Source organism: Streptococcus sp. oral taxon 431 (assembly GCF_001553685.1).
Taxonomy (GTDB): domain Bacteria; phylum Bacillota; class Bacilli; order Lactobacillales; family Streptococcaceae; genus Streptococcus.
Genome location: NZ_CP014264.1, coordinates 2,059,734 through 2,074,592, shown reverse-complemented (window position 1 = coordinate 2,074,592; position 14,859 = coordinate 2,059,734). Strand labels below are relative to the sequence as shown.

The 14,859-nt window shown below is 36.6% G+C and carries 19 protein-coding genes and 1 pseudogene; 16 read left to right on the top strand and 4 right to left on the bottom strand.

What is annotated here, in order from left to right; translation table 11 throughout:
• Nucleotides 1-80: 80 nt before the first annotated feature.
• The 4 genes and pseudogenes from AXE83_RS09725 to AXE83_RS11470 form a co-directional block, all read right to left on the bottom strand.
• Nucleotides 81-1,242: pseudogene (locus AXE83_RS09725) on the bottom strand (tyrosine-type recombinase/integrase).
• 116 nt (nucleotides 1,243-1,358) lie between these two features.
• The gene (locus AXE83_RS09720) at nucleotides 1,359-2,501 is read right to left on the bottom strand and encodes a Fic family protein (RefSeq protein WP_060956405.1); all 1,143 of its coding nucleotides are present in this window, start codon (nucleotides 2,499-2,501) and stop codon (nucleotides 1,359-1,361) included.
• Nucleotides 2,502-2,830: 329 nt separating this feature from the next.
• Nucleotides 2,831-3,100: a DUF4177 domain-containing protein gene (locus tag AXE83_RS09715; RefSeq protein ID WP_000505375.1), complete on the bottom strand. Its 270-nt coding sequence runs from the start codon at nucleotides 3,098-3,100 to the stop codon at nucleotides 2,831-2,833.
• Nucleotides 3,101-3,115: 15 nt separating this feature from the next.
• Nucleotides 3,116-3,766, bottom strand: coding sequence for a helix-turn-helix transcriptional regulator (locus AXE83_RS11470; RefSeq protein WP_083501016.1), 651 nt, complete (start codon nucleotides 3,764-3,766; stop codon nucleotides 3,116-3,118).
• 142 nt (nucleotides 3,767-3,908) lie between these two features.
• Between AXE83_RS11470 and AXE83_RS09705 the strand changes: the two genes are divergently transcribed.
• The 16 genes from AXE83_RS09705 to AXE83_RS09635 all read left to right on the top strand — a co-directional run bounded on the left by AXE83_RS09705 (nucleotide 3,909) and on the right by AXE83_RS09635 (nucleotide 14,620).
• Complete coding sequence (locus tag AXE83_RS09705; protein ID WP_060956282.1) at nucleotides 3,909-4,094, top strand: hypothetical protein; 186 nt, start codon at nucleotides 3,909-3,911, stop codon at nucleotides 4,092-4,094.
• Between the two features lie 253 nt (nucleotides 4,095-4,347).
• Nucleotides 4,348-4,602, top strand: coding sequence for a hypothetical protein (locus tag AXE83_RS09700; protein WP_060956281.1), 255 nt, complete (start codon nucleotides 4,348-4,350; stop codon nucleotides 4,600-4,602).
• 118 nt (nucleotides 4,603-4,720) lie between these two features.
• A complete protein-coding gene (locus tag AXE83_RS09695; RefSeq protein WP_033630516.1) occupies nucleotides 4,721-5,149 on the top strand; it encodes a hypothetical protein in 429 nt (142 codons plus the stop codon).
• A 2-nt stretch (nucleotides 5,150-5,151) separates the two neighbouring features.
• Nucleotides 5,152-5,301 carry a hypothetical protein gene (locus AXE83_RS11305; RefSeq protein ID WP_000391636.1) on the top strand — a complete coding sequence of 50 codons (150 nt, stop codon included), beginning with the start codon at nucleotides 5,152-5,154 and terminating at the stop codon, nucleotides 5,299-5,301.
• Nucleotides 5,302-5,508: 207 nt separating this feature from the next.
• Complete coding sequence (locus AXE83_RS09690; protein WP_060956280.1) at nucleotides 5,509-5,961, top strand: hypothetical protein; 453 nt, start codon at nucleotides 5,509-5,511, stop codon at nucleotides 5,959-5,961.
• Nucleotides 5,958-6,158: a hypothetical protein gene (locus AXE83_RS09685; protein WP_060956279.1), complete on the top strand. Its 201-nt coding sequence runs from the start codon at nucleotides 5,958-5,960 to the stop codon at nucleotides 6,156-6,158. The genes AXE83_RS09690 and AXE83_RS09685 overlap by 4 nt, the downstream gene beginning before the upstream one ends.
• Before the next feature lies 1 nt (nucleotide 6,159).
• Nucleotides 6,160-6,369, top strand: a complete 210-nt coding sequence (locus AXE83_RS09680; RefSeq protein ID WP_060956278.1) for a hypothetical protein — start codon at nucleotides 6,160-6,162, stop codon at nucleotides 6,367-6,369.
• Between the two features lies 1 nt (nucleotide 6,370).
• On the top strand, nucleotides 6,371-6,640 hold the full coding sequence (locus AXE83_RS09675) for a hypothetical protein (protein WP_060956277.1): 270 nt from the start codon (nucleotides 6,371-6,373) through the stop codon (nucleotides 6,638-6,640).
• Complete coding sequence (locus AXE83_RS09670) at nucleotides 6,631-7,146, top strand: hypothetical protein (RefSeq protein WP_060956276.1); 516 nt, start codon at nucleotides 6,631-6,633, stop codon at nucleotides 7,144-7,146. Before AXE83_RS09675 ends, AXE83_RS09670 begins: the two co-directional genes overlap by 10 nt.
• Nucleotides 7,139-8,593: a virulence-associated E family protein gene (locus AXE83_RS09665; RefSeq protein WP_060956275.1), complete on the top strand. Its 1,455-nt coding sequence runs from the start codon at nucleotides 7,139-7,141 to the stop codon at nucleotides 8,591-8,593. The genes AXE83_RS09670 and AXE83_RS09665 overlap by 8 nt, the downstream gene beginning before the upstream one ends.
• 625 nt (nucleotides 8,594-9,218) lie before the next feature.
• A complete protein-coding gene (locus AXE83_RS09660; RefSeq protein WP_060956274.1) occupies nucleotides 9,219-9,659 on the top strand; it encodes a hypothetical protein in 441 nt (146 codons plus the stop codon).
• A gap of 149 nt (nucleotides 9,660-9,808) precedes the next feature.
• Entirely contained in the window at nucleotides 9,809-10,063 is a 255-nt protein-coding gene (locus tag AXE83_RS09655) for a hypothetical protein (RefSeq protein WP_060956273.1), read from the top strand.
• Nucleotides 10,063-10,881: a hypothetical protein gene (locus AXE83_RS09650; RefSeq protein ID WP_083501014.1), complete on the top strand. Its 819-nt coding sequence runs from the start codon at nucleotides 10,063-10,065 to the stop codon at nucleotides 10,879-10,881. The genes AXE83_RS09655 and AXE83_RS09650 overlap by 1 nt, the downstream gene beginning before the upstream one ends.
• Nucleotides 10,882-10,917: 36 nt before the next feature.
• On the top strand, nucleotides 10,918-11,310 hold the full coding sequence (locus AXE83_RS09645; RefSeq protein ID WP_060956272.1) for a hypothetical protein: 393 nt from the start codon (nucleotides 10,918-10,920) through the stop codon (nucleotides 11,308-11,310).
• 412 nt (nucleotides 11,311-11,722) lie between these two features.
• On the top strand, nucleotides 11,723-12,181 hold the full coding sequence (locus AXE83_RS09640) for a CtsR family transcriptional regulator (protein WP_001237459.1): 459 nt from the start codon (nucleotides 11,723-11,725) through the stop codon (nucleotides 12,179-12,181).
• Between the two features lie 6 nt (nucleotides 12,182-12,187).
• Nucleotides 12,188-14,620 carry an ATP-dependent Clp protease ATP-binding subunit gene (locus AXE83_RS09635; protein ID WP_060956271.1) on the top strand — a complete coding sequence of 811 codons (2,433 nt, stop codon included), beginning with the start codon at nucleotides 12,188-12,190 and terminating at the stop codon, nucleotides 14,618-14,620.
• Nucleotides 14,621-14,859 lie beyond the last annotated feature (239 nt).

Genomic DNA, 14,859 nt, shown 5'->3' with positions numbered 1-14,859 from the left:
AGTCAATTATACCGAAATCATTCTATAATCGTTGATACATAAGAGTTTTATGTATCGCTTTTTTCATTTTGTGGACTTTTTTAAGAACTTTTTATTTTTTCGAGGGCAGTTTCAAAGAATGAGACTGCTCTTTTTTGGTTCTCTTTTGATAAATGGCTGTAAGTGTCCATAGTTACAGATATTTTTGCATGGCCAAGCCGTGTCTGTATTTCCTTGTATGGCAGGCCAGCATTAAGCAAGATACTAGCGGTGTCGGAAAGCATGAAAACCTAAATCAGTACAGTTAGCGTTTTTTAAGTGCTTATGTAGGCGATAATCAACCTTTCGAGTATTGACATAGTTGTCAAAGCTATCAGAGAATACTTTCTCATAGGTTAAGCCAATGTTTCTACCGTTTTCTGCTTGTCTTGCTCGGTAGAGACGAAGCATGAGCACTGTTTTATGATCGATATCTAAAACTCTATAGCTTGATTTTGTCTTAGGACTGTTTACCTGGTTTAAGATGTTGAGTGTTTTATTAACATCAATAGTTCCGTTCTGCAGGTCAATATCAGACCATTCTAAGGCTAAACATTCACGAATACGCAAACCAGTAGCTAGGAGCGTTTTATAAAGCACAGTATCATAGAAATTGATAAAGGTATTTCCCAGGTTATCGAGATAGGAGAGGAAGTTTTTAAGTTCCTGATCTTGAAAGTATTTAATTTCTTGCTTATCTCTTGTTATCTTTCTAGGAATGACAATATCTCGAGCAGGGTTATTGTCCAATGCTTGGATAGAAACTCCGTACTGTAGAATACGTTTATTTAAGGCATGAAGATGATTGTATTCTTTATATCCCGTTCCGTCCTGATTGTACTCATCCGCCCATTTATTTACCTTAGTTTGGATAATAACAGGAGTAAGTTTATCTAGTTTGTAAGTACCAAATGAGGGCAAGAGGTAATTATTTAAGCAACCTTTTATCTTTATCTGTGTATTAGTCTTTATGGTATGCTGGTAGGTTTGCCAAAATAAGTCCACAAGTTCTCTATAGGTTGTTATATGTGAGCGTTGTTTCCGTGTCGAGCCGTTTTTCTCAAATTCTACCTTAGCCTGGGTGGCCTTGTTTTTGAGTTCTTTCTTTGTTCGTGCTGATATGGTAGTCTTGACCTTCTTACCAGTTACAGAATCGATACCAAGATAGATACTAGAGCGGTATACTGCTGATCCGTCTTTTTTCGTGTGTTGTGTAATCTTCATGGTTTACTCCTTTTCCATCAGCAGGCAAGCAATTAGAAAAGGTTTTGAGTTTATACCATGCGAGGAGCTACGAGAATTTTTAACTTAACTTGTCATTTGTAAATATATAGTGTTAACTATTTTGCACTATAATCAAAGAATTCTTCAACTATTGCATGTTTTAATGGGCGCTTCGCAACTTTAATTAATATTTTACTTTTTTCTAAATCTTTTATAGTTTGTTTTAGACTTCTCTGAGAATATTCAGTATGTTGTAAAAGATTCAAAAGTTCATTGTCGTTAATGCTTGCTTCAAAATCTGACACAAATAATTGAGACTGGATAAGTAAAAATAATATCGTTGCTTCGATATCAGTGAAACTACTATCTTGCAATTTTTGATGATAATAGTATAGCATTTCTTGTTTTTCTGCTAGTGTATTTATTATTTCATATTGCCCCTTAATAATAAAACGTAAGATTGTATGTACAAATTGAGTACCATCTGCTTTGTTTAGGATGTTTCCGGTATCTGAGAATGCTTTATAGTATTTGTTTTTATCTTCATTTATTTTTTTACTAATAATGAGACCAGAAAATTTATCTAATTTTCTTGAAAGATACTTAGATAGAATATAACGGCCAGTTCTTCCATTGCCATCATAAAACGGATGAATGTTTTCAAAAAAATAATGTGCTAGACTAGCTTTTATAAGGAAAGGAACATTTTCTGTATTGATGAAATGAAGCCAGCTAAGTAGCATTTCCTTAATTGTCTCTTCTTTACCTGGCGCAATATGCTCTATCTTTCCATTTTGATTATTAACAATAGAAACATAGCTTCTCCTAAACAGTTCACCATCAAGTTCATCATCATCTTCAATTTCTCCGCTAGTTAAAGCATTATATATTTCTCTAATATGAGTTAGTTCTGTTATATTTAGATAATCTTCTGAAAGTATATCTAGGTACATTCGGACAGTAGATTTGTGTTTCAGCTTTTCTTTTTTATCTTTGTTAAGAGCTTCAATTGCAGCTGCTACATCTTTTCTTGTAGTTCCAATACCTTCAATTTCATTTGTGGAAATAATGGCATTGAATAGTTGTTCATTATAAAATTGTTGGTGAGCAACGTCTGGTAGATCATTAGCTAAATCTGTAATAGTAGAAGATAATTCAATGATTTTTTGGGAAAGAAGTTGGATTTCCATAATTGGTACCACAAATAGTGGATATTCATTTGTTGCGAACTCCTCTTTCTTCATCAGATATGGAAACATTGTAGTTTTTGTGGTGCCGTATCCATTTATTCTTTGTAAGTATTCTTGTTCATAAATACTACGTTCACTGTAATAAATTTTTTTTAGACTTTTATACTCCATACTCTAAATTTAATTAATGACAAAAATGTAAGTTTGTCATTAATAGCTCCTTTTAATTTTTTAATTATTGTCAAAAACGCTATTTTGTCAATAATAGTTCCTTTTAATTTTTTAATTATTGTCAAAAACGCTATTTTGTCAATAATTATTTTCTATTTTTCACTTTCCCTTGTTTTTGCACAATAGACCTTAGAAATAGGGGCACTATTGGCGAATATGGGGGATTTTTATAGAATCTTCTCAAAAACCATAGTGGCTTGAATACGGTCACCACCGCCTAAACCTTTGCTTCCACCATTGGCGGTTGTGATGGTATGCAGGCGATAACCTTTTGAAGCTTGTTTATTGATAACATCTTCTAATTCTGTAAGGTTTCCTGATCCAGTGCCGAAAAACTTTTCTTTCAAAGTTACCTGGAGGACAACGTAGTGTAGTCCATTTACCCCAGAAGCAGTAGAAAAACTACCTTCTTGTTTTACAGTGTCAAAAAATCCCATGTTAGTTACTCCTTGTTAGTCATTATCTTTTTCTGATAAAGATTTAGTTTTATATTGTGGTAATTTGTTAATGAGTTCTAGTATTAGATGTTTACTATCGTTATCTAAAATGAGGTACTTATAAAGTAAGTCGGAAATTTCCGTTTCTTTTAGTTCATCAAAATCTAGTAAAGCATCAAATAATCGTATAAAAAAGTCGTTTTCACCAATACCTGCTACAAGAGCATCGTAGGCAGGAATTCCGTGAGAATTAGTTCCGTATTTTTGATTTATACGTTGTTTTATAAGTTCAATTTTTTCAATATTTTTTTTATCAAGTTTATACTGTTCAGTTGATTTACCCAGTTTCTTTTCAAGTCTTTCCTTAGTATTTATACGTTTGATAAAATTGTTACGATATTCTTCAAACTCTGCTCCACTATTGAAAGTCATGAGTTCATCACCGTAACCTAGTAAGGAAGAAACACTAATTCCAAAAAAATCAGCTAAAATCTGAGCTTTTTCTGGTTTGATAGTATGTTTATTATTTTCCCAGTTAGATATCACCATTTTGGATATCGGTTTCTCATTTTCCTTTAGTCGTTTATTTATAACTTCGGCTAATTGATCTTGAGTTATTCCTTTCTCAGTTCTTAAAACTTTTAACCTATTTTTTATTGTTGACATTTTATCACCTCAGTTAAATTATAACCACTAAAAAAACTTTTGTAAAGTTTTTTTTTATTTTCTCTTGACAAGTAAAGAAAAACATTATATACTTAACTCGAGTAAAGAAAAACTTTACAAAAAAGAAAGGAGGAAAACTGTATTGCTTATCACCTCAACACAAGCAAAAGCAATTCGCCGAAAGCAAGCGGACAAGAATTTGACAGCTAAAAAAGCCAGCGAGGAAATTGGAGTCAACCCAATCACTTACAAGAAAATCCGTGACGGTGGCGAAGTAAAGCCGAGCATTTACCAAAAAGCCATGCAGTGGCTTGCAGAAGACTATTAGAAAGGAGTCAACCAATCACGATTTTAGTTTATATTTACAGATTTTTTGTATGGTGCTTTAGCACTGGAGATTGATTTATCAGACTAGCTAGTTTTTGCTAGATTAAGATGCTTGCTACCTATGGCAGTATCAAGGATTTATAACGGTTTTGTCTCCTATCTCAATTAGTAAATTCAATGGTACTGTCTTAAGTGGCAAGCATGAGCAAAAAAGAAGAAAGGAAATTTATTATTTAAGTGTAGAAATTTTAAGAATGGACAATAAAGTAGAATTTGAAACAATTACTAATAGCAAGGGTTTTCCGATTCCCAAGTATTTCAAGGATTTTAAAAAGTTAGTTGAGAAAGACAGACAACTAGCCGAATATCTTTGCATGAACTACGAGAACTTGGACAGTGAAGATCTGGGCGCATTTCTTGAAACGGTGGAGCAGGGATTCAGCTGGATTCTGGATCTTATCGAAAGTAAAGACTTGCTTTATAAACCCAAGTCAGGGAAAAAAGCATGAAACAAGATAACAAAAAAAGTCACTTGCTCAAATTTTGGTCGAGGAGAGCAAGCGACAATACATTGGTATAGATATTTTTTCTATACCTTGATTATAGCATAGAAAGACAAGGTACACAATGAGAAAACAACATCAAGCAGTAAAATTCAAGGATATTGCTGAAAAATTGCCTGAACTTGAGGGCAAAAACTTAGAAGAAATCGCAGGAGTGTTAGGCTATCGTAACCTAGATAGTTGCAAGGTTAATCTTTACAATCTCAGACAAAACAAGCGACTAGGTTTCAAAGTAGAAAAAGGAGTTTACACTAAGTTTGAACTCTTGGACGATACTGTAAAAGAAGAACTAGAAGACAAGGAACTTGGGGAACGTGGTCGCTATTTGAAGAGTGTAGACCGATACAAGGCTATGTTAAATGCCTTTTCTATCGCCTTTGATAGCACGGTTAAGGCAGAAACTAGACAAAAAGCAGAACATGACGGACTGAAAGCCTTGGATAGGATTCCAGATAAATACTATGCCCTACTTTATGACATGATGGAGAGCTAGGGATGGAAGAAAAGACACATTTTGCTAGATTCATGCGTAGAGCGATGGAGTTAGCAAGGCAATTACATAGCAAAGAAATCCAACGTGATGATTTTGATAGAGCCTGGAAAAGATTAGGCGATCAAATCGAAAACGAAACAAAGACAAACTAAGAAAACCGAAGAGCAGGCAAGCAATTAGAAAAGGTTTTGAAAAACGAGTGCTGACACGGCGACTCTAAGCACTTGTTTAGCGAAAATGTGGGTATTTACCCACGAAACATCACTACAAGCGTTCGCCAACTAGGGGCAATCGCCCAGCGTTTGGAGTGGTGATAATTCAGTATAGGAAACAACAATTAAAAGGCACAGGAAAACACTATGACAGACACAACATACGATATTATCGCTAAAAGCTTGGATAGAATTAGTATGGAATTACACCAAGCAGATGAAAACAATGATTTTTTGAGAATAGGGCTCTTATCAGGACAATTAAAAGCTATCAAAGAAAACTTACATCGTTTACTTTGGATTGAACTTCCTGAATTGAATGAAAGTCATAAAATCGAGTCAGTCTCTAAAAGTACTACTGGAATGTTTTTCCACCCTGGTGTTTTTGAAATGGACGCTATGCGACAAGCGTTCTTTAAACGTCAAGCTAAGCACTTTTTTGATAACGAAGCAGAGCAACAGGCGTATATAGAACATGCTGAAAAGGAGTATTTAGAGGCTACTATAACCTTAAAAGATATTCTTTTTAACTCTAAAGATGGTACTCGAAAAGTAAGTAAAGACTGTCTTATAGAGCAGTTTGAGGAGGCAATGAAATGACACTAGGCTTAAATAACATGGCACAAGTAGAGTTTGATAACTTGATGGCTGAAATCAAGGCAAAAAATCCAAACCTATTCCAGTTTATCGCTGATTTTGTAAACAGAAAAGTAAGCACCGAAGAGGTGGACGATTTCCTGAAGATGGAACGAAGCGACCAAGTGGACTACATCAAGAATTACAAAGCGAGGGCATAGCATGAATGAACTAGATTTAACCAATACACAGGCGCTTATCTTTTCCGTGGTACTGATTGGTTTACTACTTTACCTAAACCACCGAGACCGCCCAAAAAGCGCCCAAATAGAGCGAGAAAGCAAACAGACGATAGAAACACCTAGCGAGGATTTAAACCCCGATTATGGGCGTTATATTCAACTTGCAGGGGCGAAACCGTGGGGGTGCTAGTATGTTTGAAAAAATGATTGAAGATCTAAAGTCGAATATTCTGGAATCAGTGGAACGGTATCTAAAGAACCATGAAAAAATTCCTCCAAAGAAGTTGAATTTGATTAGTAAAACGGAACTTAAGGAAGAGTTAAACATAGGGGATAAAACCCTGAGTAGTTGGGAACATGCAGGCTTACGACAATATATCCCACCAATCGAGGATACTAGAAAGGCTTATTATAAAATTTCCGAAGTTCTCAAGTTCTTGGGGGTGGAAGAATGCGAGTGATCGAGTTGATTTTATCAGCTGACAAATTAGCATTATTTGCCTTTCTCAAGTCTACACCAACTCAAGTTTGGAAGAATGGAAACTACTATAAGTTTGTGTACTACGAGCCAATAGGTGAGGGACTGACGGATTTTCGTTACAAAGGCTTATATGTAGCTATCCGAGACGAAAAGAGTGATAGGGAGGGCTGGGAACTAGCCAGAGCATTAGAAATTACCTTGGCTAGTCCTGAATTGCTAATGATCCTGAAGGATTTAGAAGTAAACAAGTTGACTGAGCAACGGCAGGGGCTTGGCGTGGAGTTAAAAGGCTGGGTTTTTGACCTGATTTGTAATGGCATTTATACCAGGTATGAGACTTCACTTTTTGTCCGATTGCTATTTGTGAATGGTTACAGTTTTAGTCAGTTAGTAGATTTGTTTTCTACTATCGTCAAACGGAAAGAATTGGCCAGTTATTTCCTTGAAGTAGCAACAAAATTCTATAAGGAGGTGGCTTTTGAATAGTGAAGAAATTGTAACTAAAATTATCGAGGAGAATCAGCGACAAATACCGTCTACTGTGGTGAACTTGACCCAAGCAAGGGAGACCAGCGAGGAATACAATAGCCTGAATCTAACACCGAAAACCAAAGGGAAAGGCTTTGCGGTTACCTTGGACAATCTCAAGAAGATTTTAAGTGGAGATAGCAAGCTGAAGGGGGCGATACAGTACAACACCTTTACATATGAAATTGATGTCACAAAACCAACGAAATTAAACGGTAGAACCTTAAGCGGAACCATTGACGACTTAATTATTAGAGAGATTAGGGCGTATATTGCTACAAAGTACAAGATAGATTATAAAAAAGGGGATATCGCTGATATTTTGGAAGTAGTGGCTGGAGAGCATAGCTACAACCCTTTAAAAGACTATCTGGAATCATGTGAAAGCGAATATAGAGAGTTAGTGAATCAGCGTGATCCCTTTGCTATTTTAAGGCATTATCTCAACATCAAAGATGATGAATATAACCGTATTATCATGGATTTGTTTTTCCGTGGGGCAGTTGCTAAGGTATTTGACCCCTCTATTAAGTTTGACTTTGTGCTGGACTTGACTGGACGGCAGGGAGTAGGAAAGACCCAATTTTTTGAGGGACTATTCACTCACAAGTATTTTACAACCGTTGAGACATTCACAGACAAAGACGATAAGGCTAGAATGGTTAGAAATTGGTGTGTATTTGATGATGAAATGGTGGCCAGTAAAAAGGCTAGTTTTTCAGAGTTGAAGAAGTTCATCACCGAAACCAAACTAGAATATAGACCGCCTTATGCTTCCAGTGATAGACGACTACCAAAGAGTTTTATCATCGTGAGGGCAACTAATGATCATGATTATTTGAACGACTTAACAGGGGAAAGGCGCTTTCTTGTTGCTGAAGTACACAAAGACACCGCCTATAAGGGCAGGAAGTGGACAGAGAAAGACCGTAGACACTTTTGGGGTGCTATGGTGATAGCTTGGAGGGCTAACCAAGTGTTGAACCTGACGGACAAGCAGGAAAAGCTAGTAAACGATGTTAGAAGCCGTTACAAGTTTGTAGATGAAACCCTTGAGGATTTGGAGCGTTATTTAGCTTTACCTTTTCCTAAAAATATGTACCATTACCCAGTTACAGACAGAACCAGGTATTACTATATCTATGACATGATGAACGAGGGTTATTTTAGAAATAGCAAAGGTGAAACTGTTGAACTTGATACAGATAAATATGGCGAACTAGTAGAACGTGACAAGATGACTATAAACCTATTCTTTCAAGAAGTCTATCTAACTGACAAAGCACCACCAAAGGATAAAGCAAAGGTTAAAAAGTATATGCAAAATAAAGAGGGATGGGAACACAAACGATCTTTAAAATTTGGAAAAAGCGTTAAACCTGGTTACTCAAAAGCTAAAAGGTAGTTAGGGTAGTCACTAACATAAAAAATGACTACCTTTAAGAGAGTGGCTAGAACCTTTAAACAAAAAGATTTAAAAACAAGGGTAGTTTTTAATGTTTTACTGACTACCCCCTAAATCCTTGATATGATTGACTTTTATATTAAAAAGTAGTTATTTTAGATTATTTATAAAGTATATAGAGTAAATAGAGCTAAGGTGTTTATTATTATTTTTTTGTGAGCAAGGTGACTACCTGACTACGCTTTTTGTCAACCCTTGGGACTGTAAGGCGGAGGTGGTAGTCACTAGATACCCAAAAATGACTACTTTTTTTGAAATTGTGAGTATGATAGTTAAACAGAATTGACAATCATGTCATAAATTAGCAAAAATTTATGCTTAAATACTCTTCTAATTTAACACATTAAAAAAATGTAAATTAAAAAACGCAAAATAGACCTATCCCCTTGATACAAAAGGGATTGAGGGAATCCTTTGAATTTAACAGAATAGAAGATATGTTAAATATAACAGTTGTGAAATGAGGTAAAAATGTTAGAAAAACCAAGGATAAGAAATGATACAGATAAACAGATAAAATTAACGACGTATACAAAAAATATTTAACAAAGAATTGGAGAAGAAAATGAATGTAATTGAAAAAAATAAAAAGAAACTAGAAGAAGTACGGAACAAACAAGCGAAAGAATTAGCTGAAATCAGTGATCATTTACCAATAATCGAATCTGAAATTAGTTCACAGTATGAAGAATTGGCTGCTGCTGAAGCCACCCTGGATGCTGAATCTTACACCAAAATTGAAGAAAAGATTTCCGTATTAAATAAAAAACGAGAAATGTACAAAAATCGTCTTAGTAGCATTGAAAATAAGAATTATATTTCTAAAGAACAGACGCAAAGTATTGAGGATGAAATCCGTGACTTACAAACAAACTTTACCACTAAAGGCACTACAGGATTTAATTTTTATTCCTACGAAATCAAAGGCGACAATCTTCGTGATGCAATGAATTGCTTCAAGGAGTTTGAAGCGTATAAATTGATTTTAAACTACAATAAAAAATAATAAAATCTTCAATAGAAATATAAATGTATAAGAAACTCACAGCTGAGAGTAGGGGGGCTACCCCCCTCCCCCTCGGTGCTCCCGGACTTCACGCCATCACTGTACGTATTTTCTCGCGAGCGAGAAAGAAAAAAAAGGAGTAAATAGGATTGAATGAAACCACTTTAACTAGAAAATGCTCCAAGTGTCATGATATCAAAGAATTATCTAGTGAAAACTTTTATAGAAAGCATTCAGACAAGAAAGGTTTCTCAAAAGTTTGTAAGGTATGTAATAAAAAGAAAGACGCAGAGCGTTACCAAAAGAAAAAAGACAAGATATTGACCCAAAAGAAACGATACTATAGGCGGCAGAAAGAGCGCCAAAATGAAAAAGGCAGTTTACTGGAAGGAGGTGAAAAGTAATGGGAGATATATTCCCAAGTCTACTCCAGAAAATCAAGGCAGAATTTGACAAAGCTAGACTTGATAGTGAGATTCTGGAAGAGTTACTAGATAAGCTAGAAGATAATAAAGCTAATTATCTGGATGCCAATCAATATGCAATAGAAGTTGGTGAAATACTCTCAAAAGTTTTAGGAGCTTACTTAAGTAATGAAAGCCTACCAGATGGTAAGATGTACTATAATATTGCTAAACGATTGCTAGAAGATGTTTTAGATCGAAACTATGACCTTGTAAGCGAATATACTGAAAAAGTTCAAGAAGATTTAAACTTTAGGGCTAACCTTCGCATTCCTTCTCAAGTTCCTGAGTTGAACCAAGCTAGGATTGACGGCTTAGTAAATCGTTTAGCTAGTGAAGATGATTTTGAAGCTGTAAAATGGTTGGTGGGTGAAACAATTGTTAATTTTACGCAAAGTATTGTAGATGATACGATTCAAAAAAATGTGGTATTTCAGTATAAAGCAGGACTTAGCCCTAAAATTACTAGGCGAACAGCTGGAAAGTGTTGTAAGTGGTGTCAAGAATTGGAAGGCAGTTATAAATATCCTTCCGTTCCTCATGATATTTATAGACGTCATAGTAATTGTAGGTGTACCGTTGAATATTATCCGCAAGATGGTAGACGGCAGAATGTACATACCAGAAAATGGAGTAATATCAATCAAGAAGAAGTGGAACGTCGGAAACAGATAGGTATAGAGTCCGCTGAGGAACGTAAAAGAAAACGAGATGAAAGGATTGCAAAGTTTGGGAATCCTAGAAGAAGATTAAGATAGGCATGAGTTATAGGAGTAGAAAGGTTGTCGTTGAAAATGGAGCTGGATAAGTTTAAAACGATGATGAACGTCAGAAAGCGGATGACTAACTTTCTAAGATTCCAGAGGATGGCAGGGAGTGAAAACCAAGTTACAATAGATGAAGAGGCTTGGAAACTTGTCTTACCTGATCAGTGGAATTTGACTAGTAAGCATGAAAAAGCAATTAGAGAAAGTCTAGAAACATTTGCCCATGATATCAATAAGATAGAGAACGAACGTGCTAGAAAGTGTTTTATCATTCATTATTGTTACATGAGGAAGAAAACAGTAAGTGAATGTTTAGAAATTGCTGGGACAAAATCCACTAATTATCACAGATACAAACAGATAGCTGTCTTAAACTTTGCGAAAATCCACCAGAACGGAGAGTTAGAAGCGTATAAGTAGACAATTGTAGGCAAAGGCTTCATGTTTGCCCCCTATTTTGTTCTGTTTCATACTGGACAACTAAAACACTATGGATAAACTAGAAGCCCTTAGAAATGAATCTAAGGGTTTTTAGATTTTCAAATATATAGGTTGCTGATAGTATGGTATAATGGTATCAGGTAATAAAAAAAGCACGTTTGACCGTGCTAGTTTCTTGCCTGCTGAACTCGTCAATATATACGCCCTTTTTAGGGCTCTTTTTTGTGGACTTTTTTAGGGACTTTCAAGAAAAACTAAGGCGATTTAATGCCTAAATGTTTTTAAAGAAAGTCAGTATTTTCAAGGGCTGAGCCCTAAAAATTTGACTTATAGAGTGTTAAATGATAGTATAGTCAAAGATAGTCAAGGTTTAAAGAGAGGTGGGTTTGTTATGAGACTTAAAAATACATCAGATCATATTGAGGCCTACATCAAGGCAATTTTAGATCAATCTGGTATTGTGGAGTTGCAACGGAGTCAGTTGGCAGATACTTTCCAGGTTGTTCCTAGTCAGATTAACTATGTGATTAAGACTCGTTTTACAGAAAGCAGGGGATACTTGGTTGAAAGTAAGCGTGGTGGTGGTGGCTACATTCGAATAGGACGGATTGAATTCTCAAACCACCATGAAATGCTCCGCGATTTACTGTATTCGGTGGGCGAAGAAGTCAGCCTAGTTATCTTTGAAGATGTTTTAAGACTCTTGTTTGAACAGGATTTAGTGACTCGTCAGGAGATGAATCTATTACTAGCAATGGCGACAGACCGAGTTCTAGGTGAGGATGCCAATCTTATCCGTGCCAATATGCTCCGACAGTTATTACAAGAGGTAGATAGAAAAGGAAAATAGAACTAAATGAAATATTCAAAAGCATTGACAGAATGTATAGACAGTGCCTTTCTGGTCGCAAGTCATTTTGGAGCAGAATACCTAGAGTCTTGGCACCTATTGATTGCTATGGCCAATCATAGTTACAGTGTAGCTGGGGCAACTTTAAACGAATTTCCATATGAGATTGATCGTCTGGAGGAAGTTGCTGTAGAGCTGACTGAAACAAAGTATAGCGATAAGGAAAATTATCAGGAGTTGCCTTTTTCACACCGTTTGAAGGTATTGTTGTTGGAAGCAGAGCACGTTGCTTCTGTCGTTCATGCCAAGGTTTTAGGAACAGAGCACGTGCTTTATGCTATCTTACATGATGGCAATGCCTTAGCTACTCGCATTCTAGAAAAAGCGGGATTTTCTTACGAAGATCAGAAGGATCAGGTCAAGATTGCTGGACTTCGTCGTAGTCTTGAAGCGCGTGCTGGTTGGACTAGAGATGATTTGAAGGCCCTTCGTCAACGCCATCGTACGGTAGCGGACAAGCAAAATTCTATGGCTAATATGATGGGCATGCCACAGACCCCAAGTGGAGGTTTGGAAGATTATACGCATGACCTTACGGAGCAAGCTCGCTCAGGTAAATTGGAACCAGTCATCGGGCGTGACCAAGAAATCTCTCGTATGATTCAAATTCTGAGTCGTAAGACCAAAAATAATCCGGTCCTAGTTGGAGATGCGGGTGTGGGTAAAACAGCTTTGGCACTTGGTCTTGCACAACGTATTGCCAATGGAGATGTGCCAAATGAAATGGCAAAGATGCGAGTTCTAGAGCTTGATTTGATGAATGTGGTTGCGGGAACTCGTTTCCGTGGTGATTTTGAAGAACGTATGAACAATATCATCAAAGATATTGAGGAAGATGGAAAGGTCATCCTCTTTATCGATGAGCTGCATACCATTATGGGTTCAGGAAGTGGGATTGATTCGACCTTGGATGCGGCCAATATCCTAAAACCTGCCTTGGCACGTGGAACTCTGAGAACTGTCGGTGCGACCACTCAGGAAGAGTATCAAAAGCACATCGAAAAAGACGCAGCCCTTTCTCGTCGTTTTGCTAAAGTGATGATTGAGGAGCCAAGTTTAGCAGATAGTATGGCTATTTTGCAGGGCTTGAAAGCAACTTATGAGAAGCACCACCATGTCCAAATTACAGACGATGCAGTCGAAACAGCTGTCAAAATGGCACATCGTTATTTGACGAGTCGTCATTTGCCAGACTCAGCAATCGATCTTTTGGATGAAACGGCAGCAACAGTGCAAAATAAATCGAAACACGCTAAACAAGATGAGTCAGGTTTAACACCAGCTGATAAGGCCTTGATGGATGGTAAATGGAAGCAAGCTGCTCAACTCATTGCAAAAGAACAGGAAGTACCTGTTTATAAAGATTTGGTGACAGAATCAGATATTTTGACCACCTTGAGTCGCTTGTCAGGTATTCCAGTTCAAAAATTGACCCAAACAGATGCCAAGAAGTATCTCAATCTTGAAGCTGAACTGCATAAACGTGTTATCGGACAGGAACAAGCTGTATCTAGTATCAGTCGTGCCATTCGCCGAAATCAATCGGGTATTCGCAATAACAAACGTCCAATTGGCTCCTTTATGTTCCTAGGATCAACAGGTGTTGGTAAGACAGAATTGGCCAAGGCCTTGGCGGAAGTTCTCTTTGATGATGAGTCTGCTCTTATCCGCTTTGACATGAGTGAATATATGGAGAAATTTGCAGCCAGTCGTCTCAATGGAGCTCCTCCAGGTTATGTAGGTTATGAAGAAGGCGGGGAGTTGACTGAGAAGGTTCGCAACAAACCATACTCAGTCTTGCTCTTTGACGAGGTAGAAAAGGCTCACCCAGACATCTTTAACGTGCTCTTGCAAGTCTTGGATGATGGTGTCTTGACAGATAGTAAAGGTCGTAAGGTTGACTTCTCCAATACCATTATCATCATGACTTCAAACCTTGGTGCGACAGCGCTTCGTGATGACAAGACAGTTGGTTTTGGAGCTAAGGACATTCGCTTTGACCAAGAAAATATGGAAAAACGTATGTTTGAGGAGTTGAAAAAGGCTTATCGTCCAGAGTTTATCAATCGTATTGATGAGAAGGTAGTCTTCCATAGCTTGTCAAGTCAAGATATGCAAGAAGTAGTTAAGATTATGGTCAAACCATTGATTGCTAGTCTTGCAGAAAAAGGAATTGACTTGAAACTCCAAGCATCTGCCCTTAAACTTCTAGCTCAGCAAGGCTATGATCCAGAGATGGGGGCTCGTCCACTTCGTAGAACCCTACAAACGGAAGTGGAAGACAAACTTGCAGAGCTTCTCCTTAAAGGTGAATTGGAAGCTGGCAAGACTCTGAAGATTGGTGTCAAAGCTGGTCAATTAAAATTTGAGATTGTTTAAAAATGTGAGGTTGGAACAGATTGTTTCAGCCTCTTTTTTTGGAAAGTTGTTACTCAAATAAGCATTTGAATTGTACATTTAGTTTAAGGAGTTCAAAAACGAATTTCTACTGATCAAGTTTTGTATATCAAGAAAAAATCTTATAATTAAGAAATGTTTTTATAAAAAATAATAAAAAAGTCTTGACAAACAGAACAAGATAGAGTATGATATAAAATATAAAAAGTTATAAAAAGGTT

Bases quoted from the DNA above. Each gene is read 5' to 3' on its own strand.
- AXE83_RS09700 (WP_060956281.1), top strand. From the start codon at position 4,348: ATGGACAATAAAGTAGAATTTGAAACAATTACTAATAGCAAGGGTTTT.
- AXE83_RS09635 (WP_060956271.1), top strand. From the start codon at position 12,188: ATGAAATATTCAAAAGCATTGACAGAATGTATAGACAGTGCCTTTCTG.
- AXE83_RS09675 (WP_060956277.1), top strand. From the start codon at position 6,371: ATGTTTGAAAAAATGATTGAAGATCTAAAGTCGAATATTCTGGAATCA.
- AXE83_RS09680 (WP_060956278.1), top strand. From the start codon at position 6,160: ATGAATGAACTAGATTTAACCAATACACAGGCGCTTATCTTTTCCGTG.
- AXE83_RS09670 (WP_060956276.1), top strand. From the start codon at position 6,631: ATGCGAGTGATCGAGTTGATTTTATCAGCTGACAAATTAGCATTATTT.
- AXE83_RS11305 (WP_000391636.1), top strand. From the start codon at position 5,152: ATGGAAGAAAAGACACATTTTGCTAGATTCATGCGTAGAGCGATGGAG.
- AXE83_RS09690 (WP_060956280.1), top strand. From the start codon at position 5,509: ATGACAGACACAACATACGATATTATCGCTAAAAGCTTGGATAGAATT.
- AXE83_RS09715 (WP_000505375.1), bottom strand. From the start codon at position 3,100: ATGGGATTTTTTGACACTGTAAAACAAGAAGGTAGTTTTTCTACTGCT.
- AXE83_RS09660 (WP_060956274.1), top strand. From the start codon at position 9,219: ATGAATGTAATTGAAAAAAATAAAAAGAAACTAGAAGAAGTACGGAAC.
- AXE83_RS09695 (WP_033630516.1), top strand. From the start codon at position 4,721: ATGAGAAAACAACATCAAGCAGTAAAATTCAAGGATATTGCTGAAAAA.
- AXE83_RS09645 (WP_060956272.1), top strand. From the start codon at position 10,918: ATGGAGCTGGATAAGTTTAAAACGATGATGAACGTCAGAAAGCGGATG.
- AXE83_RS11470 (WP_083501016.1), bottom strand. From the start codon at position 3,766: ATGTCAACAATAAAAAATAGGTTAAAAGTTTTAAGAACTGAGAAAGGA.
- AXE83_RS09720 (WP_060956405.1), bottom strand. From the start codon at position 2,501: ATGTTTCCATATCTGATGAAGAAAGAGGAGTTCGCAACAAATGAATAT.
- AXE83_RS09685 (WP_060956279.1), top strand. From the start codon at position 5,958: ATGACACTAGGCTTAAATAACATGGCACAAGTAGAGTTTGATAACTTG.
- AXE83_RS09640 (WP_001237459.1), top strand. From the start codon at position 11,723: ATGAGACTTAAAAATACATCAGATCATATTGAGGCCTACATCAAGGCA.
- AXE83_RS09650 (WP_083501014.1), top strand. From the start codon at position 10,063: ATGGGAGATATATTCCCAAGTCTACTCCAGAAAATCAAGGCAGAATTT.